Source organism: Parcubacteria group bacterium, from assembly GCA_041660065.1.
In the GTDB taxonomy this organism is placed as follows: domain Bacteria; phylum Patescibacteriota; class Minisyncoccia; order Moranbacterales.
The window spans coordinates 216,968-238,765 of sequence record JBAZXC010000002.1; the positions used below are offsets into that span (position 1 = coordinate 216,968).

Sequence of the window (21,798 nt, forward strand, 5' to 3'; positions counted from 1 at the left end):
ATCCATACATTTTTGATCACTATCGTTTCAACCCAAAAAATTGGAGGCTACATATGCTTACAGGAAAGATTTTATTGATCGTTTTGACAGGTGGTCCTTGTGCAGGAAAAACCAGCGCCCTCTGCCGACTCTTGGAGTGGCTGACGGGACTGGATTACCGTGTTGCCATCGTTCCGGAGGCAGCCACTGAGCTGATCACCTGCGGGATCCGACCACAAAATTTTGATGACAACGTGCTGTTTCAGCAGTTTGTAACCAAAAACATTTGTGCAAAGGAGGACTTGTTTGCGATGGCCGCTTTGCGGATGAAAACAAACGACCCTTCCAAGCCAACCATTCTCCTGTGCGACAGAGGCCTCATGGATTCACGTGCCTATGTCGGAGATGAAGCATTTACAAAGATCCTCGCCAAAGAAAATTTGGATCTTGCAGATGCATGTGACAGGCGCTATGCCGGTGTGATCCATCTGCGCACAGCCGCTGATGGAGCAGAAGAATATTACACACTGAGCAATAATGCCGCACGATCAGAATCGCCCAAAAAAGCACGAGAATTGGACCAAGCCACTGAACAAGCGTGGCACGGTCATCATCGCTTGGTCGTTGTGGACAACAGCACGTCTTTTGCAGGAAAACTCATGCGCACACAACAGATCGTGTCCTCGATCCTGGGCATTCCCGGTCCGACAGAGTATGAACGGAAATTCCTCATTACCGAGGCTGACGAACCGCTCATCATCCCTATTCCCCATGTAGATGTTGCCATAGAGCAATACTATCTCAACGGAGACAAGGAGCGCGTCAGGAAACGGACACGGCATGACGCCAGTACGTACTTCTACACGATCAAAACAAATCGTCCGGGCATGGAGAGAGCCAAGGTCGATCGGATCATTAGCGAAGATGAATTCTTCGACTTCCTGCGCAGAAGGGATCTTTCGCGAGGCGTGGTACGGAAGACCCGGACGCATTTCGTCTGGCAAAACCAGTATTTCGAGTTGGACCATTTCCATCACAACAACATGAAAATTCTCGAAGTGCGCCTTACCCAGGGGCAAACAGAGGTCATTCTCCCCCCGTTCATTCCCACGTCACTTGACGTAACGGATGATGAACGGTTTTACAACAACAGTATCGCCGCATCGATCAAAGATTGATTGATATGAGGTGGCACAAGATCAAAAAGCAAGAGCATGAGGAAAACTCCCCATGCTCTTTATTTATTGTGTATAGGATTAAGTCTAGATTCCCGTTTTCACGGGAATGACAAGAGTTTTCAGACTCAAACATAGTTTCTCCTGACAATTTTTTCTTTGATTTCTTGCCCAAATGTAAAAGCCGGTGTTTCTTTTGAAACATCCGGCTTTAGTAGTGTTGGATATGCAGCTCCGGCTCATAATACAGGCACTCATACAGCAGGATCGTGCGATGACAGAGTGTCGGCACAGATTCGATACACAGGAATGTCACTCTCTTATGCAATGCATAACGCGCAATCGTTCGCACGATCGTCGCGATGTGATCTTTGCGCAGATGCGCCAGATACAGATCGCAGTAGTGACCATAAGTGATCTCCCCCCGATAATATTTCCCGACAATTCTGTCCGGTGGCGCGAGATCTTTGAGCCATAGATCAAATGAACATGGCCAGATGCGCTCGTCCGGCGTGGTACCATCGTTTAGCGTGTGTCGCGACATCACTGAGATCCGCAACCCATCAGAATTTGTCGCCGGCAATAAAATACATTTTGTACGGATCATTATTGATCTCCTTTTTTGATCGTTTTTTTACTTATTTTTATTGATCTTTTGATTTCCAATTATATCATATATACATCGATCATTGGCTCCTTTGACAAAGATAAAAGAATCATCCTGAAGCTCCAACTGCATTGAACACAGCTGGGGGCTTTTTGATAGCTTTGCCGTTTCAGAGACAATGTTGTTATAAAAAAAGATTATCGCAATCACAACCAAAACTATCCCAAGAATTTTCCCTGGATTTCCGTTGACAAAACGATTCTTATTGACCATCACAATGATAACGCCAACGATTATGGCCAAGAGGCAGAATATCCCATACATAAAACCGACCGCCAAAAGCATGAGGCATTCTTGCCCAACGCCTATGCCGCCCAAGCCATAAAATAACATCAGTAAGGAAAAGATGATTAGACTGCTCGCTGAAATATTCCACACGTTCATTATTTTCGAATTGTCCAGTTTTTTAATATCATTGGCTATGGATATGCACGTGATCAAAGCGAGTAACCCAACGCTAAAAAGTACGAGAAACCCTATCCCATCCGAGAAATCATACAGGATCACCAATAAAGAAACTGCGTACACGATCAAATCAATCTTAGAATTTTTGCTGAGCATATCATTTTTTTAGCTTATTATTTCTCCACAGAAGAAATTGATCCTGCCATCCGCTGAAACACTTGCACCGCCTCCTTGAGTTCAGCGTGAGCATCCGATCCGTCCAACAGCCCTTGAGCGTATTTTTCCACTACTTCTTCCTGACTAATTCCCTCTTTTTGGGAAATTGTATTGATCTCATCATAGATCCCTATATCCAAACAAATCGACGGGTATGCACTACTGGCAGTGGAATATGCTTGCATTGACGGCATCGGTTCTCCTTCATAGATGATGCGATAATCAATCGCCGTATGGCTATTCAGTTTTTTGCAACCTTTTTTACAAAAACGATCCACATCGTCAAAATCGACAGCGCATGTGCCGGCTCCATTGGTCGGACTATCGGGGATATAATCTTTTTTTGCCGCTACCAGCCATATTGAAAAATCATTACGTATATCAGCTGAGAGATTTTCATTGGTGATTTTTATCTCAACAAAATCTTGGCTCTTCTGAAATTCGGAAGCTGACCAATTCGAAGGAAGATCAATGGCAAAACCGTATTTTTTGTTGGTATAACGCTTCCATTTTCCATCTGTCTGCCACATTTTTGAAAGAGCATCGTTTCTTTCTTCAAAATATCCTTGGTCACCGGTATTTTCTGGAATGATTTCTACTTTTTGTTTTTCTACTTCCATTTTTGCCAATTCCCCGTCCAATCTCTTTTGTAGGATGATATTTTCTTGCTCGCTTCTTTTTTGGTCTATTTCATCGCGATTACGATGGGCACTAATAATCTGGACATAGAGAGTGCCGGCATATAAAACAATACTAAACAGAACAACCAGAACAACAAATATCCACCAATTGCTTTGTTTCCTGCTATCCGGAGAAATATCCGCATCATTTTTTTGTTGTCGATAATTTTTCCATTTGAAAAAAAGATAGCCCGCCAAAAGCCCCGCAAGTACCCAGAGAACAGCCGTTACAAATATATACACGTAGAAAGCTTTTTCCGCTTCCAATTCGAAGACTGGCTGAAAGATCACAACGACCAAAGACATGGGAACAAAAAAAATCACCGATAAATGTCGGCTGATCGTTCCTCCGTCTTGCGTTTCAAAAAAGATCCCTATGAGCGGAAAAATCATTCCCAAAATAAACCCAGAAAACAAGCCCCAAATCAAATATTTACTTAGAAAGATTTTCTGTTCCATAAATTCTTTATAGTGGTCTCTTTTCAAAAGAAAGCTCTTTAAATATTTTGTCTTTCTAACTTAAATTGTGATGTTCAACTCTGAGATAAGAATTGCCATCAGAATTAGACAAGTATACTGATATTAAATACTGTGCTTATTATACCATTTTTCGATTTTTTGACGAATGCAGAGACATTGCGTTTATCTGAATTTACACATCTCCTTTTTCTTGGAAACTGTAAAAGGCAGTTTGTGTGATGATGATGTGATCGATGAGCTCGACGCCCATGACCCTTCCCGCCTCAGTGAGCCTCTTGGTCACACTGATATCATCATCTGATGGCGTCACGTCTCCTGAGGGATGATTGTGCGCCACGATGATCGACGTTGCCAGATGTTCAAGCGCCGGCTTGAACACTTCACGCGGATGGATGAGGCTCGCGTTCAACGTCCCGACTGAGATCGTTTCTTTGTGCACCAGCTGATTGCGTGCATTGAGATAGAGTGCGACGAAATGCTCTTTCTTTACTGTGCGCAGTTCCTGCAACTGTGCAACGGCTTCTTTGGCGCGAACGATCGTTGGCAGATTGTTGTCCTGCACGTCCAACGCCCGCTTGGTCAATTCAAAAGCCGCAAGAAGCAGACACGCCTTTGCCGGACCGATGCCTTTGATCTGTGACAGGTCTTTATAATTGAGATGAAGAAGTTTTTTGGTCGGAAATTTTTGCAAGATGTCGCGTGAAACGTTCAATACATTTTTCCCCGCAATACCCGTGCACAACAAGACGGCCATCAATTCATGGTCTTTCAAATTCTCCGCACCTTTTTCCATCAACTTTTCCCGTGGCATCACATGCCGCGGCATATCTTTGATCATCATGATTCTTTTTTAAAATTTACACTACTACACTGTCTTTGCGTCTTCTTTTATGTAGACTATTTTTAATTTTAAGTTTGGTTTATTGACAATATAGCTATATAAGTATATAATATACATGTAGACAATAGGTTTACTCGATTTTGATCGATTACCGCCAGCAGTGGCGGTTTTCTGATTTTTAATGCTTTTTTTTGAATTTATCAAAACTAATCCTATATTCAAAATCCTCAGCAAACAAAACTTCCTTTACCACGCCAAGTTTCTGCATATCAAAAACTTCTCGCCCCACATGATTCCTCGCACCAAAAACATAACATTCTTTTTGATATTCTTCATACATATATTTTATCGCATACATCAAATCCCCATCACCTGAAAACAAAATTACCGTATCATAATTATCTCTTTCTTTTATCAAATCGACTGCCATTTCCACATCAAGATCACATTTTTTTTCAAACCCATATTTGTTATCATCGCTATGAATATATTTTACTCTTTTTTGAACAACATCAAACCCACTCATTTTTGCCTTTTCAAGAATCAATCGTGACCAGCTAATTAAATTGGTTGATTTTTCATTTTCACCATAATCAGCGCCATAATAGAATCTTCTTAAAAATTTTTTTCCAGTTGAAAAGTTCTTACAAAGCTGTGCAAGCTCTTTGATACCAACTCTCCATATCAAACTATGTTTCCATTTTTCTATATTTCCATAGTCAACAATTATCAATGTCTTCTCTTTTTTATTAGAAAATGAATCTACAAATTTTTTGATTTCGTCTTTTGTCATAACTCAACAAATCTCATTTATTTTTTATGCGTGCTGTGTGTTGCTGGCAATACTTTGCGAAACACGCCGGCAATGAGGATCTGATCCGACTCATCGAGATAGATCGGCTGATGTTTCGGGTTGGTCGACTGCGGGAATAAGCCAATCATATGCCCTCTGAGCTTTCGATATTTTTTGATCGTCGCCATGCCATTGATCACCGCCACAACAATCTTTCCTTCGAGATCCTCGCCATTGTCATACTTGGCAAACACGACATAATCATTGTCATTGATATCCGCTTTATTCATCGAATCCCCCAACGCTTTCACGGCGAATAGTTGTGCCGGTTTTTCTTTGCGAAAAAGGCTCGTGGATACTTGCACATACCCCTCCACATTATTATCCGCAAACGCCAATGCTTCTCCGCATGACGCAAGTCCAAATGTCGGAATGGAAAAAATATTCTCGAGATCGGAGAATGACTCATTTTTCACCATATAGATCTTTCTTTTATCATCACGCTTGATGAGCCCCTTCTTCTCCAGTGCTTCCACCACTTGTACCGTGCCTTTGAGCGCACCAACGTCATGTCCTTCTTCCTGCAATGTTGCATGCACTTTGTATGCGGTTGGATTATGTGATCCCTGCTCAATGATCTCGCGAATCGTCTCCAAGATCACATGTTGTTTGCGTGTGAGTTCTTGCGTCTTTTGCATATTTTTTATTTTTATGTAATTATAGTGATATAGTATCATCATCGTATATCACTGTCAATAATTTCACGTGACAAATGTAAAATCCCCCTTTTCCCCCCTTTGCCAAAGGGGGAGGGGCGTTGACTTTCCGAGAACTTTATGTTATAATAGCCTGTTGTGTTTCATTAACAATCCCGAGAGGGATATATACGCCTGAGAAGGCATCCTAGAGACAGGAGGAAAAAATGAAAGAATTGGCATCACAAAAACTGAACCCAGAGGAAATCGTGACACATCTGATCAGAGGATCAGAAAAAGTCGACCGCATGAGGAAAGAAGTTGAGTGCCTCATTCGCACAATTGCAGGACTAATAAAGATTGAATCATTACCCATGCCCAGATTTAGTGAGCACAAAACGGAACAATGTTCCTGGCGATTCACACCGGTGAATACCGACGACCATGGTATTGTGACCCGAGATCTCGAAATATATTGCATCTTTCACTTCACGCCTAAAAATTCTGGCATCGTGTATTCCCTCAAAAAATCCGTACCCTTTCATTCTAAATATGTACAGCACGTTCACCAATGCCTCCCTGATTTTGTTCAGGGTGTATTACGGTTTTTTCCTGAGATACAAAACCAGTGGGAGTTTCTCTTGCGTGCATCTCTAAATATTTAACTCTATTGGAAAATCTCACATAGACTGGAGGAATATCGTGTCAAACGAAATAGAATGTAGAAATGATCTGTTTTGGCGTCAATTACCTGAACATAGCGGCAGACTCACTGCCAACGGAAACCCTGACCATGAACTCATCGAGGACGAAATCATCACAAAGGTTTTTACACGAGGCAAAAAATATCCCATAACGCTTCATATCGATGGGAGTGATCGTGGTGATGTGGATATCGTAATCTGCGCTTGTAGTGATGATGGAAAACTCCATCAGATCATTTTGGCAATTGACGTCCGTGTTACCGAACAAAAACTCCTGGATCATTTTATTTTTTGATAGATATGATCTAAACAACCCGCAAAAGCGAGTACGGTATGTAATATATCTGACTCGCTTTTTTATTTCACCCGGTTGACTTCTCTTACATTTCATCCTACACTACCCCTTCATGTTGTTTAACAACACTTTGTATAAAAACCCATCCCCAAAACCTAACAGAGGAGGTGCACATCCATGTCCGGCAAAAAAGAACCCAAAAATAATAAAACAACATGCACGAAAGATCTGTATTGGCGCTACGTCCCTAACTATTCCGGCACTCTCAGTGCCGACGGCACGCCTGATCCCCAACTTGTAAAAAAGGAGATCATCACAAAGGTATTTACCGCAGGCAAAACGTATCCTCTCTCAGTCCACGTCTCCGAAAGTGATTGTGCTGACGCAGACATTACGATTTACGCTCTCGGTGACGATGGGAAAGAATACCCTGTTCTTGTTGCCGACGATATCCTCGTCAGAGACAAGCGCCTCTTGAGTCATTTTTGTTCTTAAAAAAATTTCATTCTTGATCCTACACAAGCGAGTACGATATGCACTATATCTGACTCGCTTTTTTGTTGGCAAATCCAGCCGTCGCATGAAGCTATGGACTGGCAAGAAAAAACCGGGGGAATCTCTGCTGAGATCCTCCCGGTTATGCTTCGCCAAGCCATAGCCTTTTGTTCGTAGAATGGCTTTGCCAAGCCGTAGCCTTGGTCTTTTTTTAGTGCACAGTACCAAATCCTCCTGACTGTGCTTGCATTTGGCGCATCATTTCTGCGATTTCCTCTTCAGTCGACATTGCGCCGGTCATACCTGCTGATGGACCGCCAATCATAATGGCGATACCTGCAATCCTTTTTTCTTTCGCATCCTCCTCTGCTTTTTTGAGAGCCTTTGCCACATCGATTTTGAGACCGAATTTCTTCTTTGCAGTAAAAAGCGCATCCGCCGCCGCATCCCCGAAAAATTTTCTCGTGGTCACACACTCTGCGAGACCCTTTAATTGCTTCTTCGTGAGGGTGTCGCATGTCTGCAGATATGCAACAATAAATCGATGTTTGCCGGTTCTGGTCATGAACGACTGTGCGAATCCGCTTGGGTCACCGCCATCAACGATGAGGAATGGCAGAGCTCTTTGGATCACAAATTCCTCCTTCTTTTGCATTTCTGCTTCACCACCTCTTGGCGCCGTGATGTTGCGAGCAATAATCTTTAGCTGATCCAATGAGAGCTCGACATTCTCGTACTCCACGAGATCAATGAGTTTCCGCAGGAACACATCATATGTCACTCCGATGTATGGTGCTTCGTTTATTGATCCTCTGCATTCATCGCTGTAAAAGATCGGTGCATGCATTGCATCAAGAAGAATGTCTGCCGTAACAGCCTCTTCCAGTGAGATCGCCATGATAAGATCACAGCAGTGCAAAGCGGAATTCCTTTCATGGAGAAAATACGATGCGTAAGTCTGGCCATTCATGATTTTCCCCACCATCGCATCCACGATCTCACTTGCAAAGATATCTACTGCCGGAATATGATCGATACTGGCAAACATCGCACTGTCCAGGAGAATGTGTATTCTTTCCGCCACCTGCATCAATTCATTCAATATCTCTGCATCCGGTGACTCCGGAACGATAAAGAGATCATTTCCTTTCGCGAGAATCTCTCGCACAAGACCAGCGACGGCATCTTTATGAATTCTCGACAAAACGAGAAGGATCAGTTGCTCCATCTCAAATAGCGACGGTACCCATGACGCTCTGATGTGTTGACGAATGGCCAGATGTCGCAAATCATGATGGCGACATGCTCGGACAAATTTACTTACATCATCCAAATCATCCGTTGTCAATCGATCGATACCTGCACGCAGATGATTTAAATTTTGCTCATGGATCTTTCTTTCATCCGCACGCATCGCTTGAACATCCGAAGAAGGAATGCTGTTTGCGATCCCCACAAGCTGAACCAAATTTTTTGCTACCTTGACCTGCCCTTCAATTGTTAATGCCATCTCAATCCTCCATTTTGATCTATGTTTATGAAGCACTTCAATGCAACTAGTGTAATATGCTTCTGTTAAAGTACAACATGATATAGTACATGAATATTTACAACGCGTCAAACCGTAAAAACTGCACGTCTGAAAACTCAAAAAATCACGCATATATCAACAAGACCCCCTCTCCCTGAGGGAGAGCTTGCCTACCGGCAGGCAGGGGTTGGGGTGAGGGGTATTTCAAGCAAGATCATTGCCTGATCACACTTTTTAGTGTATAACTGCACAAGGTGCCAAACACACCACCCTTTGCGTAAAGCTACGGCTTGGCAAAGAAAGAACTGCCATTTTTGTGACAGTTTTCTTTTTTATCCTATTTTTTCTTTTTTTACACAAATTCAATGTCATCCACGGTTTTACCGTAAAAGTCTTGTCTTTTACCAGTGCGATCATGAATCCCCAGGCTCAGGTACGATCCATCACTGGATTCGTAATCCCAAAATGTCTCACTGTCCCCTTCTTTGAAGATCTCCTCACCACTTGTCCGCTCAGCAACAGCATGTGCATCAAATAGAAACGTGAAATCTTTCCCGTCATAGACCAATTCTTCCGGAAACGGCTCTGCGATGCCACTATAAACCTCTCGCACCAACACAAAAGAATTTGTCTTGGCATCATCTGCCAATACATATCCATCCGAGAGAAAACATTTGATATAAAAACTTTTATCGTCAAAACGGAACAATACGACTTCCCGCACCTCAAGTTCCTTATCGTCCACAATGATCGTTGCGCCTGCGGCAATCTTTTTGCGAAATTCTTGTACGTACATATATGGCTGTTATTAGTATCCCTATTAACTAATTTAATATAAATGTTATTTTTTCTTTTATATAAGCGCTTATTGAAGGCAAACTTTTGTCATCCTGAATTTATTTCAGGATCTCACACTCATGGCTTACTTAGATGCTGAAACAATCTGCCTGCCGATAGACAGGGTTCAGCATGACATAGAAAAATAAATAAACTCTATATGTTTGACTATATCACACAAATGCAAAGCCCGCACAAGTAACCGTACAGGTTTTTCATTTTTCTTGATCCGTTCCTACGAAAACAGTTCAACCAAAAGTCGTACAGGAGAACCCTTGGCGCCTTTGGCAAGTTGTTCATCAAAAATAGCTGTCATGGTCGGTGCCATATCGATATGCACCCACTTGTCTTTGTATTCTTTGGCAAAATGCTTGAGGAAAATCGCACCCGTAATGGCTCCGCCAATCCCGCCTTGTCCCTTGGTGCGAATATTGGAAATATCCCCATGCGTCCCCGCAATCTCTGCGCTATAATCATCCCATAGTGGCATACGCCACACCGCATCACCTGTTTTTTCTCCTGCCTCAATCACTTTTTGCGCCAATGCATCATTATCGGTGAACACCGCACTCGCACGCTCGCCCAGCGCAACCACCGCCGCACCTGTAAGCGTCGCCACATCGATCACCTGTTTTGGATTGAAGCTCTTGGCATATGTGAGTGCGTCTGCGAGAATCAGCCGTCCCTCCGCATCCGTGTGCCCGATCTCCACATGCGTACCGTCCATCATTGTGATGATGTCTCCCGGACGCATGCTGGTCCCGCTTGGCATATTTTCTACTGCCGGGATCAATACGACAATGTGCTCTTCACTGTTCAATCGATCTGCCGCAAAGATCGCCGCCACAACAGCCGCGGCACCGCTCATATCCATCATCATTTCCAATCCATACGGATGTGGCTTGGTATCGATGCCACCACTGTCATACGTCACGCCCTTACCCACAAGCACCGTCGGTTTTTTTGTCCCCGTGCCAAAATATTCCAAAATGATAAACCGCGATTGACATGTACTTCCCTGTCCCACTGCGAGCACGCCATTCATTTTTTTGCGACGCATTTGTTTCTCATCCAACACACGCATTTTGATCTTGGTGCCTTTGATCGCCTTGCGGATGATCCCTGCGAGATGCACCGGCGTCATATCACCGCCCGGCGTATTGGCGAGGTCACGACAAAAGTTTACTTGTGACGCGATCGTCACACCTCTGCGAAAATCTTTGTGTACGCATGTCTTGTCTTTTTTTTGCGCCACAACGATCACCTCATCGATATCATGCCATCCTTCTTCCGGTTTGGCCTTGTATTTGCGGAACTCATAATCCGCCATATACACCGCCTCTGCAAAAATCTGACACAAGTCGTCACCGATGCCCTCAAACACTATCAGGTCCTTCCATGTAATTTCCAATCGCTCGATCTTGTATTTCTTGGCCTCTTGGATGATCGTGCGCACAAGCACAATCCATTTGCGCCGCGTCATCGCATCCGCTTTTGGCACTTTGATCTCCAACACATCGCCCTTTGCACCCGCCACAAAACGATTTCCCACGATCTTTTCCTGCAATGACACGCGCGTATATTTTTTGCGTGTAGTATTTTTTTCAACGATCGTGATCTTCATATGTGCAATTGGTTAAAAGATTATTTACAGCCTGTCTCTATTAAAGGTTGTTTCTTGCACTTCGTCAAATATGCAATAGCGCATGATCCAATTTTAATGCAATTTTTGTTTTCAATCGATGTGTATTTCCATGGCTCAACAACCCTTCATATGAACGCCATCTTTTCAGTGTCGCATTTTTCCTCATCCGTCGCACCATCCTCTTTTTCGTCTTCGTCCGCAAGATCCGATGATCAGAAAAGATGATCATCCCGAGAAAATCCACACCGGATGAGAGGGTTTTGATAAAAACCTTGTCCGGATGCATTTCCAGTCGTAATTCTTCCCACAAAAAGTTCTCTATGGCTGGAATATCATTCTCCAACTGTTTTTTGTTTGTGGCTAAGAATACAAAATCATCCGCGTAACGAATATAGTATTTTGCTTTCATTGTATGTTTTGCAAACTGATCGAATTTGTTCATATAAATATTCACAAATAATTGTGAAGTCAGGTTGCCCAGCGGAAGTCCGATTTTCCTCTCTTTCCTGTGGTACGGTTGAAATGACGAGAAACTCTCTATGATGTTTTCAAGAAGTGTGATGATATTTTTGTCCGGAATATATTCGGAGAGAATTTTTAATAAAATATCATGGTCGATATTTGCAAAGAATTTTTTGATGTCGCATTTCAAAACCCAACATGTTTTTGTGTTATTTTGACTGACTTTATGAAAATATTTTTTAAATCTATTGATTGCTTTATGGGTTCCTTTATCATTTCTGCATGAATACGAATCAGCGATAAATGTTTTGTCAAAAAACGGATAGAGTTTTCTATAGATTGCATGATGCAAAAGCCGATCACGCACGATAGCTTTGTGGATGTTTCTTGGTTTGGGATCGTTGATTTTGAACGCTTGATAACCGCCGTGTTTATAGGTAAAATTACAGAGATCATTGTGAAGCAAAAAGATGTGATCCATGAGTCTCAAGGAAAATTCCTGCACGTCCTTCCTGTTTCTCTTTCCTTTTTCAAATTCTTTCCATGCTTCCAACAAGTTTTCTACACTGATAATATCATCATACGTATGAATCAATTGAATTTTCATCATAGTCAGACTTTTAAAGCCCCCCAGAGGAGTGCCTGCTGTAATTACAAAGGAAAAAGAAACGTATAGTTATTGGTTGACATTACATCGCAATTTTCCCAAAACGGAACGCTACGGGCTCGGACGCAGGATCGACCAAATATTTCTCGAAGTTCTGGAATCAAGTTTTACTGCCACATATTTGCCACCAGAACAAAAAGTGCTACTTCTGGGGAAAATAATTTCACGCCTTGATATACTCAAATTTTATTCTCAACTTGCATGGGAAAACAAACTCATCCCCAATAATCATTATATAGATCTTTCACAGAGACTAGAAGAGATCGGTCGCATGCTCGGTGGATGGAGAAAAGGACTTTTGGAAAAGAAAACTCCTGCAAAGTAAGCAGGAGAAAAAACAATAAGTTTCGGAGCCACCAAACGATGTTGATTCTCGGCGTTCCAGACGTTCGAGTTCTCAAGCCGGTTCACATTCGCCTTGAGCAAGTCGTCCGAGTTGAAGTTCACGTTGGCAACGAAATATGCGACGAGCCATCCACACCATCATCCTTTGAATACTCTCAGGATTGTATCTTATGCGGGACATAGAAGTCTGCCGGCTCATCGCACCAACTGGCTGTTTTTTTGTTTCAAAAAACATATCCGCTATTTTGCAAGACATATCCGGCAAAATCCTCGAGTACATTTTTTGACAACCTTGATCTGAGGCCTTAACCGCAAATTTTTCCAAGATTATAACTCTATTATACAAAAAAATCCCTCTGATTCAAAGTGCCAAAGCACCAAAGAATCAAAGGGACTAAAAGAAAAGGAACTAGATGACTTAGTTTCAAGCCAGATGCGGAGCCACCAAACGAAGTCGAAACTCGGCGTACCAGACGTTCGAGTGCTCAAGCCGGCGCACATACGCCCTGAGCAAGTCGTCCGAGTTGAAGTCCACGTAGGCAACGAAGAACTCACCCGTATCTTCATTTTCAAGTAGAAAAAATGTGCCGTAACCATCTCTCTTGAGTTTATCGCGATACTTCACCGCGAATTCTTCAACGTGACCTTGTCCGACACAAAGCTTGCGCAGATCTTCCCGATATTTTTCAACGAACTCCCCAAAACTTTGAAATTCATCAGGAGATGCGCCAAACAAAAAACCAAAAAGTTGACCAAATGTGCCATCCTCAATCATTTCGCGAACGCGAACCGTGATTTTGTTTTTTCTGGAACACTTTTTACTAAGTCCCCAATTTACAAAATCGCGATCTATGCCAGCCTTAAAAGTATCTTTGGCATTAGAAAGCATCTTGGTGCCATCATCCGGTCCGAGCTCTATGATTTCATCCTGATAAAGATCGCGGAGATAGACTTTTGGACTACTAGAGGGTTTTACTACCTCAGCCACATTATCAACTGGCACGATCTTATGTGTGCCGTTGAGAACTCCGCGAAATCCTGCGTGATTCCTATACTGACCGAACTTTGTAACCTCACTTGATGTCCAACCTTCCGCTTCCAGCTTTTCCATCAGTTGATGCGTTTGACCTTCGGAATAAGAAGACATGTCTTCCTCCTTTTGGCACATGTGCCATCGTAAATATTTTGCTGCCAACTTGGCCGATATGGTTTCGCCACAGCCAAAAATTGCCTTAGATAAGCCTTTTTTGGCTGTGGTGAATGAAAAGTTGTCAAGTTACTACGATTTTACGTTGTACGCCTAAATCGTCATTTTGTCAATATTTTTGTAAAAATCTCCCCTAGCCCCTCTTTACAAAAGAGGGGTACAAACTCTCCCTTTTTTAAAAGGGAGATGTCCGTAGGACAGAGGGATTTTTACAGATTTTTGCTAAGAAATGTTTGCAATTCTTCCACGGCGACACTTGTCTGTTCCATCGTGTCGCGATCGCGCACCGTTACTATACCCTTTTCCAGTGTGTCAAAATCGATCGTCACACAGTACGGTGTACCGATCTCATCTTGACGACGATAACGCTTGCCCACATTGCCATTGTCATCAAATTCACACATATATTGCATCTTGAGCATATCATGGATCTCACGTGCTTTTGCCACCAATTCCGGTTTGTTTTTGAGAAGCGGAAATACTGCCACCTTGATCGGCGCGAGAACCTTTGGCAATTTGAGTACTGTGCGCGTCTTACCCTCGCCCAGATCTTCCACAGTAAATGCCTTGTCCAGAAACATCAGGAATAGTCGCCCCAATCCCACAGACGTCTCCATGATATGCGGGATGAATTTTTCTTTGGTCTTTTCATCCACATAATCCAATGTCTTGCCGGAAAATTTGCTATGTTGTGAGAGATCCCAATCACCACGCGCATGAATGCCTTCCACCTCTTTGAATCCACCAAGAGATCGGAAATTATATTCAATGTCATATGCTTGGGAAGCATAGTGCGCAAGCTTCTCATGTTTGTACCAACGAATATCATCCACACCGATCCCGAGATCGAGATACCACTGCCATCGCACAGCTTTCCACATATCATATTTTTCTTCCATCATGGATGGATGGAGGAAATATTGCATTTCCATTTGTTCAAATTCTCGTGTACGGAAAACGAATTGCCGCGCCACGATCTCATTGCGAAACGCCTTACCCACCTGCGCGATACCAAACGGCAATTTGACACGCGTAGAATCCACCGTGTTTTTATATTCAAGGTAAATACCCCCGCATGTCTCCGGACGCAAATACACGACGTTTTCCTCACTGAGCACATCCGTCGGTGAGCCGAGATTGGATTTGACCATGAGTGAAAATCGCTTGGCCTGTGTGACATCCGTCGAACCGCAATTGATACACTTCAGCTTTCCCTTTTCTCGTAATTTGTCCAATTCCGCATTGATAAACTCAATTGGCATCTTGTCCGCCACAATATCAAACGCTTCCAAGACATGATCGGCACGCATACGTGCTTTGCATTTACGACAATCGATCTGCGGATCATCAAAGCTGTCCACATGTCCCGACGCAACCCATGTCGTCGGATGCATAAAGATCGCACTGTCCAGTCCCACCACATCATCACGGTATTGCACCATATGTCGCCACCATGAATCGCGAATGTTATTTTTGAGCAGTGTCCCATAATGTCCATAATCATAGATCGCACCCAATCCGCCATAGATCTCCGACGATGGAAATACAAACCCACGCCTCTTGGTCAATGACACCAACTCGTCCATGATCGTCTTTTTATTATCTGCCATAATATTTTAGTTAAAAGTTATAAAGTTTGTACTCTAAATAAAAAACTCGTCCTAATCACTCCAAAGACTTTGCTTTGAAATCATCAGGACGAGTATCTGACCACCGTCGCTCTCACGAGCTTTGGCGAGTTAAACCCGCGGTTCCACCTGCTTTTTCGGACGTTTTATGTCCAAACACCTCTTAAATTTTCACCCCTCGTGAGTGCGCCACCACCCATCAGCCACATAGCATGAAAATACCATGGACAGAATTCCTTGTCAAGACAACAGAATCATTCTTGCTTTAATATAAAAAGGGCAAGTAATAAAAAATATTGACTTGCCCTGTCGGCACTAGAAACAAATATCAGATCTCATGTGTGAAGGAAAACTTTGCTGGATCATATCATACAATTGATCAAGTCGCACGTTTTCGGAAAGATCATATGCATGTTTCTTGCCCGATGGATCATAGGCATCGACGTGATTTTCTCCATTGTAATGATACACCCATGTCTCAACCGCCATACTCATGCGCACCCCGGTAATGGGCGCAAACATATCATCGATAGGATTTGGTTGCGGCACAATGAGGGCGTAGATGCGCTCTGCACCAATTTCAATGCGTTCAAACTTAAAGAACCCTTTATCATCAGTTTTTGACACCTCTTTGCGAACAGCCTGTCTCCCTGCCACAATACCCTCAATGATCTCACTCATGCTCATTTCCTTCTCCTTTTTGATTGATTAACGGTGTATTTATCTCTCACCTTTCCTATAAAGAACACGTTGATCCTTGCATCAACGTGGTATTGTGTCATATTATTCAAATAAAGTCATTGTAACTCAACATTTCCTATTATTTTACTTTCTTTTTGTCTATTTTTTGTTTATAATAAAGGTGTTTATTATTTATTATTTTTTGTCGATTTTGTCGACATTTTAAAGATATGCTGGAAAATGACCTATTGACGTTTGGATTTGACCAAAAAGAGTCACAAATCTATCTGGCACTCCTCGAGCTTGGAGAAGCGGGTGTACTGCGCATCGCACAAAAATCAAAAGTAAAACGCACAACAGTATATCACGTCTTAGAAAATCTCAAGAAAAGAGGTTTGATCGGCACAGTTGCTGTAAAAAAGAAAAAGCTCTACTTTGCCCAAACGCCAAAAAGATTGGCAAGTGAATTGGATGAGAAAAAGGGCGCGTTGGAAAAAATCATGCCCGAACTTTTGTCAATATCCAATCTCATTGAAAAAAAACCAAAAATCCAATATTTCGACGGCATCGGTGGGATTAAAACAATTCTTGAAGACGAACTTTCCGCCGGTGCGACAAAAATGATGGGATGGTGCACAGAAAACTATTGTCATACGATTGGCGAAGAATATTTTGAAACATATTTCACGCCAAAAAGAATCGCACAAAAAATCTACTTTAATATGATCGCCCCGGAAAGCGACCATTACAAGAAACTGCAAAAGAAAAATACTAAGATGTTTTGGACGATTAAAATGATGCACGCGGAGAATATCGCGCTCGAAACTGATATCATTATTTATGGAAAATCAAAGACATCGCTTATTTCATACAATGAAAAGATCGGGCTGATCATCGACAGTCAAAGCATGCACAATACACTAAAAACAATTTTTGAATCGCAATGGCACTTGATGCCATAGATGGATCGCCTGCATTGCCAAAAGAAATATCCTGGGTGACGAACAACTACAGCACTTCTTAAAACAAAAAATGACACAGCGGGTGGGAAGTGTCAATTTTTGTTTTTATTTTTGTTTTTGTTTTTGCCTCTAAATGATGATTATTTAACAAAAAATGAGCAATGGTCGTCAAACGACACACTACTCACCCGTTGATACCATTATAGCACACTTTTATACAAAAAGCAAGTCCTCTATTTATGACTTTTTTAACAAAAATCCGTACACTATATGCGGTATTCCCTTATTCTCGCATCCCCACCACACTCAACATCGCACTGAACGAGTCACCGCCGTGCCGACGCGCGGAATACAGATTTTCATCGGAAAATGTGCATGCCGTGCATCCCTTGATCTTATGCATGTTTACACCGGCATTTTGTGCCTGATCCAGGATCATTTGTTGTAAATTCACACGCACTTTGCCGACAGTGCTCCCTGGTACGATGTATTTGTCTTGACTATAAAAGCCAAATTGTTCGATCAATTCCTTGAAATCAAAATCAAACTGATTTTGTGAAATGCCCGGACCGATCGCAAGTGCGATATCCTCATGTTTTGCACCTTGGTCTACCATTGTGCCGATCGTTGCGGGAATGATCTCCGCGATGATCCCGCGCCATCCCGCATGTGCGATACCCACCACTTGCGCAACAGGATCATAGAGAGCCACGGGGAAACAATCCGCAGTCGTAACTGACAAATAGATGTTCTTTTTATTGGTCACAAGCGCATCTGTATTCTCATAAAACTTTTTTGTTGTGTCCTCCACAACCGCAACGTTGGCGCTATGTGTAACAAACGCACTGACGAAATTTTCATACGGAATGCATAATTTTTCACAGAACGTGATTCGATTTTTGATCACATCTTCAGGCATTTCATCTTCGCGCAATTTCATATTACCATCCTGTGCTATGGACATCGCCGCGACGATATTTTGTTGTGCATTATCAAAAAAACTATACATAAAAATATTTTTTACTATTTACATTTTATTTATTGACGCAAATCTTCCATCAATCGCATAAAGAATCGCAAATTATGCAGTGCCGCCATTTGTGCACCAAGTGGCTCCTTCACACGAAAGAGGTGTTGGATATATGCGCGCGTATAATTGGTGCACGCATAACAATCGCACGTCGGATCAATCGGCGTAAAATCCTCTCTGTGCTGCACATTGCTAATGTTGATCGCCTTATAAAAGTCTTGTCCACTTTTCACTTTTGCTGTTTTGCGCACAAAAAGTCGTCCGTGCCGTCCCTCACGCGTCGGGATCACACAATCAAACAGATCCCATCCGGCATTGTGGCACCGCACGATATCTTCCGGTGTGCCGATGCCCAGCGCAAACCGTGGTGCATGTTCCGGAATGAACGATGCGGTCTTTGTCACCATCTCCTCCATAAAATTTCCTTCCATGTCCACATGTCGTCCGCCAAAGCTATATCCATCGCATCCCACAGCAACGAGCCCCTCAGCACATTCCTGTCGCAGATCAAAATACGGTCCGCCCTGCACCACGCCAAAGAGAAGCGGTCGCGTCACATCCGTCAGACCGCGCGCAACGATCTGCCGCTCAAATTCCTCTTTGCATCGCCGTGCCCATCGGACCGTACGCCCTACTGCAGAAGCAAAAACTTCTCGCGACGAATCATTGGGCCGCGGATCATCGAGAAGCACCATCATATCCACACCGAGATCAAATTGGATCTGGATTGCTTTCTCCGGTGTGAGCAAATGCTGTGAGCCATCCAATACACTTTTAAACACGGCACCCTCTTCCGTGATCTTTCCCATCTGTGCATTTTTGTGGATCAGTGAGTATACCTGATAGCCACCACTATCAGAGAGCAATGGTCCATCCCACTGCATAAATGCGTGCACACCACCTGCTTTTTGCATCAACTCCATTCCTGGCTGCAAATAGAGATGATATGTATTGACCACCATCGGAAGCACCCCGACACTTTTTAGCTGCTCCACAGTCAAACCACGCACACTTGCACGTGTGGCATCCGGCATAAAAAAAGGTGTTGCAAGATCACCTTTGCGTGTGTGAAGAACGCCCGTGCGGGACAGTTCATTTTTTCGTACGATATCAAAAACCATGCGCACTGTTATTAAAAAATATTATTGATTGATCGTTCATATCAAAAGACCAAAAGATTTGGGAAAAATGTCATGAGGATACCGATAATGATCATCAAAACTCCTCCAATAATCGTAGAGAGATGCGAGTATTTCGCACCCACCAAATGAAATCGTTGATACCCGGCAATCGCCAAACCAAAAACCAGAAAATCATCCACCATATAAAACAGGGAATAAATAAAGATATACCATTGCCGTCCCAAAAATCCCAGTGAATTGATCTCCATGATCTTTGTAAATGATTGTGCAATACCCACAGAACACGCGAATTCGATGATATTTACAGAAAATGCAATGCCAAGCACAGAAATAATCGTGATGATCGTCATTGGTTTACTCACTGTTTCTCGGATCTTTTGTGTGGTCTTTTGTTGGTGTTCTAAACTTGTCACATCACATGTCAATTTACCCTTATTTTTGTATGCTTTATGGAGAAAATACATTCCCGCACCGATCGCCAAAAGTCCCACAGCCGGCGTCACCCACTGGTCAAGACTGATAAAATCCCATGTCTGATACCACACATTCAAGATCATAAAATACATCACTGCTTCCGCGAGGATGAATATACCTGCCAAAGAGATCATCTTTTTCTTATCACCAACTTGAGAGAGAATAATAAGAAATGTGAGAAGCACCCACATCGCGCATGGGTTGAAACCGTCGATAAATCCCAGTACAGATGCCATGAGAAACAATGATGTCTCTTTGACATTTACCTCGCCAAAGTATGGCAATGTCATAATGTTTTCCTGCGTTTGTGAAGAATCGGCCGATGCATCCACAGAGCACGAAGAACTGCTATCCACCTGACAGACTGACGCTTCGCCATTGTCAGCATTTTCCGTCTTATCCAAATAGTAGGCAATGTCGTACTGCGTGTGATCGTTTTTATGCTCAAATATTTTTTTACTTGTTGTTTTTTCACTAAAACCCACCAATACATCTCCACCGATAAGTGTGATTGGTGTTACTTTTGACAGTTGATGTTTCTCCACGAGGGCTTCCCACATTTTTTTGTTTTGCGACTCACCAATATCCAGAAACGTCACAGAAAAAAGTTCTTTGATCGTCGGGTCAGAAGTCAAAAAATCCTCTTGCTTTTTGCATGCACTACACCCATCCCGCACGAAAACAATCATCATTGCCTTGTTTTGTGTTGCAACACTGCTATATATATTGATATCTGAATCAATCGTCGTTTGTCGTATAGAAGTGTCCTGCGCGAAAACAAAAAATGCTGGCAAAAAAAACACCAAACAAAATACCAATAGTCTTTTGTACATAAAGTATATTCGTTTTTTATTTAAAATTATATTCACGAAAAATTCGCAAACAGTTGGATCTTTTTATATACAACATCATAGACGCTTTTGCGCGCCTTGTCCATATACTTGTACGGCGCAACCGTACTGTCTTCTTTCAATCCCTTTTCCAGACCTTCGCGAAATGCCACTCTGATCTCTGTATTCACATGCACGATCGAAATGCCCGCATGAACACCTGCGCGAATATCCGCATCACTAATACCTGATCCACCATGTAAAACCAAATGACACGTGGTCTGTGCCGCGATATCCTGCACGCGTTTGACATCAATATGCGGATTACCGGATGTGACAATGCCATGAATGTTACCCACCGACGGCGCAAAAATATCCACATCCGTCATCTCCACAAATCGATCTGCCACATCAGGAGGTGTCATATCTGCACCAGCTCCATCCGGAATCGCATCAAGAATTGTCGATGATGTGCCAATATAACCCAGTTCCGCTTCCACTAAAATCGTACGCCCTTCTTTTTTCTGAATTTGTCGTGCATACTCTACGCACTTTTTTGTCAATGCGACATTTTCATCAAAGAGAAGCTGAGAGCCATCGATCATGACGCTATCGAAACCGATATCAATTGCTTTTTTTACCCCTTCAAAATCATGCGTGTGATCCGCATTGATGAATATCGGGTAACCGAATTCATGGCGCAGACTTTGCACCAACGACGCCGCTTGCCGTACACCGATAAAATTTCGCTCACCTTCCGACACGCCGATGACAACCGGCTGATCCAACGCACGCGCAGCGTCAAAAATCGCCCACAATGTCTCTATGTTGGAGATATTAAAATGTCCAATAGCATTTTTTGATTGGCGCGCATTATCGAGATATTCTTTGAGATTATGCATGTTTTTTTCACCATGACCGCACATGTATAG

Annotated in this window: 23 protein-coding genes; 6 read left to right on the forward strand and 17 right to left on the reverse strand. The window is 42.8% G+C overall.

Annotated features, from left to right (window positions below; all coding sequences use genetic code 11):
* The first annotated feature begins 53 nt into the window (after nt 1-53).
* Entirely contained in the window at nt 54-1,157 is a 1,104-nt protein-coding gene (locus WC819_03565; GenBank protein MFA5986399.1) for an AAA family ATPase, read from the forward strand.
* A gap of 208 nt (nt 1,158-1,365) precedes the next feature.
* Here WC819_03565 and WC819_03570 read toward each other — a convergent pair whose 3' ends face one another.
* The 6 genes from WC819_03570 to WC819_03595 all read right to left on the reverse strand — a co-directional run bounded on the left by WC819_03570 (nt 1,366) and on the right by WC819_03595 (nt 5,934).
* Entirely contained in the window at nt 1,366-1,761 is a 396-nt protein-coding gene (locus tag WC819_03570) for a DUF488 family protein (protein ID MFA5986400.1), read from the reverse strand.
* A 27-nt stretch (nt 1,762-1,788) separates the two neighbouring features.
* The gene (locus WC819_03575; protein MFA5986401.1) at nt 1,789-2,382 is read right to left on the reverse strand and encodes a hypothetical protein; all 594 of its coding nucleotides are present in this window, start codon (nt 2,380-2,382) and stop codon (nt 1,789-1,791) included.
* Nucleotides 2,383-2,399: 17 nt separating this feature from the next.
* Nucleotides 2,400-3,581, reverse strand: a complete 1,182-nt coding sequence (locus tag WC819_03580; protein MFA5986402.1) for a hypothetical protein — start codon at nt 3,579-3,581, stop codon at nt 2,400-2,402.
* A gap of 193 nt (nt 3,582-3,774) precedes the next feature.
* Nucleotides 3,775-4,443 (reverse strand): DNA repair protein RadC, encoded by a 669-nt coding sequence (gene radC / locus WC819_03585; GenBank protein MFA5986403.1) that lies wholly within the window; start codon nt 4,441-4,443, stop codon nt 3,775-3,777.
* Between the two features lie 178 nt (nt 4,444-4,621).
* A complete protein-coding gene (locus WC819_03590; protein ID MFA5986404.1) occupies nt 4,622-5,236 on the reverse strand; it encodes an NYN domain-containing protein in 615 nt (204 codons plus the stop codon).
* Between the two features lie 17 nt (nt 5,237-5,253).
* Complete coding sequence (locus WC819_03595; GenBank protein ID MFA5986405.1) at nt 5,254-5,934, reverse strand: S24 family peptidase; 681 nt, start codon at nt 5,932-5,934, stop codon at nt 5,254-5,256.
* A 224-nt stretch (nt 5,935-6,158) separates the two neighbouring features.
* Here WC819_03595 and WC819_03600 point away from each other — a divergent pair, with 224 nt between their 5' ends.
* The 3 genes from WC819_03600 (at nt 6,159) to WC819_03610 (ending at nt 7,425) form a co-directional block, all read left to right on the forward strand.
* Entirely contained in the window at nt 6,159-6,596 is a 438-nt protein-coding gene (locus WC819_03600) for a hypothetical protein (protein MFA5986406.1), read from the forward strand.
* A 37-nt stretch (nt 6,597-6,633) separates the two neighbouring features.
* Complete coding sequence (locus tag WC819_03605) at nt 6,634-6,930, forward strand: hypothetical protein (protein MFA5986407.1); 297 nt, start codon at nt 6,634-6,636, stop codon at nt 6,928-6,930.
* A 177-nt stretch (nt 6,931-7,107) separates the two neighbouring features.
* Nucleotides 7,108-7,425, forward strand: coding sequence for a hypothetical protein (locus WC819_03610; protein ID MFA5986408.1), 318 nt, complete (start codon nt 7,108-7,110; stop codon nt 7,423-7,425).
* Nucleotides 7,426-7,636: 211 nt separating this feature from the next.
* Here WC819_03610 and WC819_03615 read toward each other — a convergent pair whose 3' ends face one another.
* The 4 genes from WC819_03615 to WC819_03630 all read right to left on the reverse strand — a co-directional run bounded on the left by WC819_03615 (nt 7,637) and on the right by WC819_03630 (nt 12,510).
* Nucleotides 7,637-8,935, reverse strand: a complete 1,299-nt coding sequence (locus WC819_03615; protein ID MFA5986409.1) for a hypothetical protein — start codon at nt 8,933-8,935, stop codon at nt 7,637-7,639.
* A gap of 373 nt (nt 8,936-9,308) precedes the next feature.
* Entirely contained in the window at nt 9,309-9,752 is a 444-nt protein-coding gene (locus WC819_03620; GenBank protein MFA5986410.1) for a DUF4178 domain-containing protein, read from the reverse strand.
* A 276-nt stretch (nt 9,753-10,028) separates the two neighbouring features.
* Complete coding sequence (locus WC819_03625) at nt 10,029-11,417, reverse strand: leucyl aminopeptidase family protein (GenBank protein ID MFA5986411.1); 1,389 nt, start codon at nt 11,415-11,417, stop codon at nt 10,029-10,031.
* A gap of 64 nt (nt 11,418-11,481) precedes the next feature.
* Nucleotides 11,482-12,510 (reverse strand): reverse transcriptase/maturase family protein, encoded by a 1,029-nt coding sequence (locus WC819_03630; GenBank protein ID MFA5986412.1) that lies wholly within the window; start codon nt 12,508-12,510, stop codon nt 11,482-11,484.
* Nucleotides 12,511-12,538: 28 nt separating this feature from the next.
* On the opposite strand from WC819_03630, the gene WC819_03635 reads away from it, so the two are divergent.
* Entirely contained in the window at nt 12,539-12,892 is a 354-nt protein-coding gene (locus tag WC819_03635; GenBank protein MFA5986413.1) for a four helix bundle protein, read from the forward strand.
* 444 nt (nt 12,893-13,336) lie between these two features.
* Here WC819_03635 and WC819_03640 read toward each other — a convergent pair whose 3' ends face one another.
* From WC819_03640 to WC819_03650, 3 genes are all read right to left on the reverse strand, one after another.
* A complete protein-coding gene (locus tag WC819_03640) occupies nt 13,337-14,059 on the reverse strand; it encodes a hypothetical protein (GenBank protein ID MFA5986414.1) in 723 nt (240 codons plus the stop codon).
* Nucleotides 14,060-14,328: 269 nt separating this feature from the next.
* On the reverse strand, nt 14,329-15,729 hold the full coding sequence (locus WC819_03645; protein MFA5986415.1) for a glycine--tRNA ligase: 1,401 nt from the start codon (nt 15,727-15,729) through the stop codon (nt 14,329-14,331).
* 333 nt (nt 15,730-16,062) lie between these two features.
* Entirely contained in the window at nt 16,063-16,428 is a 366-nt protein-coding gene (locus WC819_03650) for a hypothetical protein (protein MFA5986416.1), read from the reverse strand.
* A gap of 230 nt (nt 16,429-16,658) precedes the next feature.
* Here WC819_03650 and WC819_03655 point away from each other — a divergent pair, with 230 nt between their 5' ends.
* Nucleotides 16,659-17,390, forward strand: a complete 732-nt coding sequence (locus WC819_03655) for a helix-turn-helix domain-containing protein (protein MFA5986417.1) — start codon at nt 16,659-16,661, stop codon at nt 17,388-17,390.
* A 283-nt stretch (nt 17,391-17,673) separates the two neighbouring features.
* Here WC819_03655 and WC819_03660 read toward each other — a convergent pair whose 3' ends face one another.
* From WC819_03660 to WC819_03675, 4 genes are all read right to left on the reverse strand, one after another.
* Complete coding sequence (locus WC819_03660) at nt 17,674-18,399, reverse strand: polyphenol oxidase family protein (protein ID MFA5986418.1); 726 nt, start codon at nt 18,397-18,399, stop codon at nt 17,674-17,676.
* 29 nt (nt 18,400-18,428) lie between these two features.
* A complete protein-coding gene (tgt, locus tag WC819_03665; protein ID MFA5986419.1) occupies nt 18,429-19,541 on the reverse strand; it encodes a tRNA guanosine(34) transglycosylase Tgt in 1,113 nt (370 codons plus the stop codon).
* A gap of 41 nt (nt 19,542-19,582) precedes the next feature.
* The gene (locus tag WC819_03670; GenBank protein MFA5986420.1) at nt 19,583-20,830 is read right to left on the reverse strand and encodes a hypothetical protein; all 1,248 of its coding nucleotides are present in this window, start codon (nt 20,828-20,830) and stop codon (nt 19,583-19,585) included.
* Nucleotides 20,831-20,901: 71 nt separating this feature from the next.
* Entirely contained in the window at nt 20,902-21,768 is an 867-nt protein-coding gene (locus tag WC819_03675) for a class II fructose-bisphosphate aldolase (protein ID MFA5986421.1), read from the reverse strand.
* Nucleotides 21,769-21,798 lie beyond the last annotated feature (30 nt).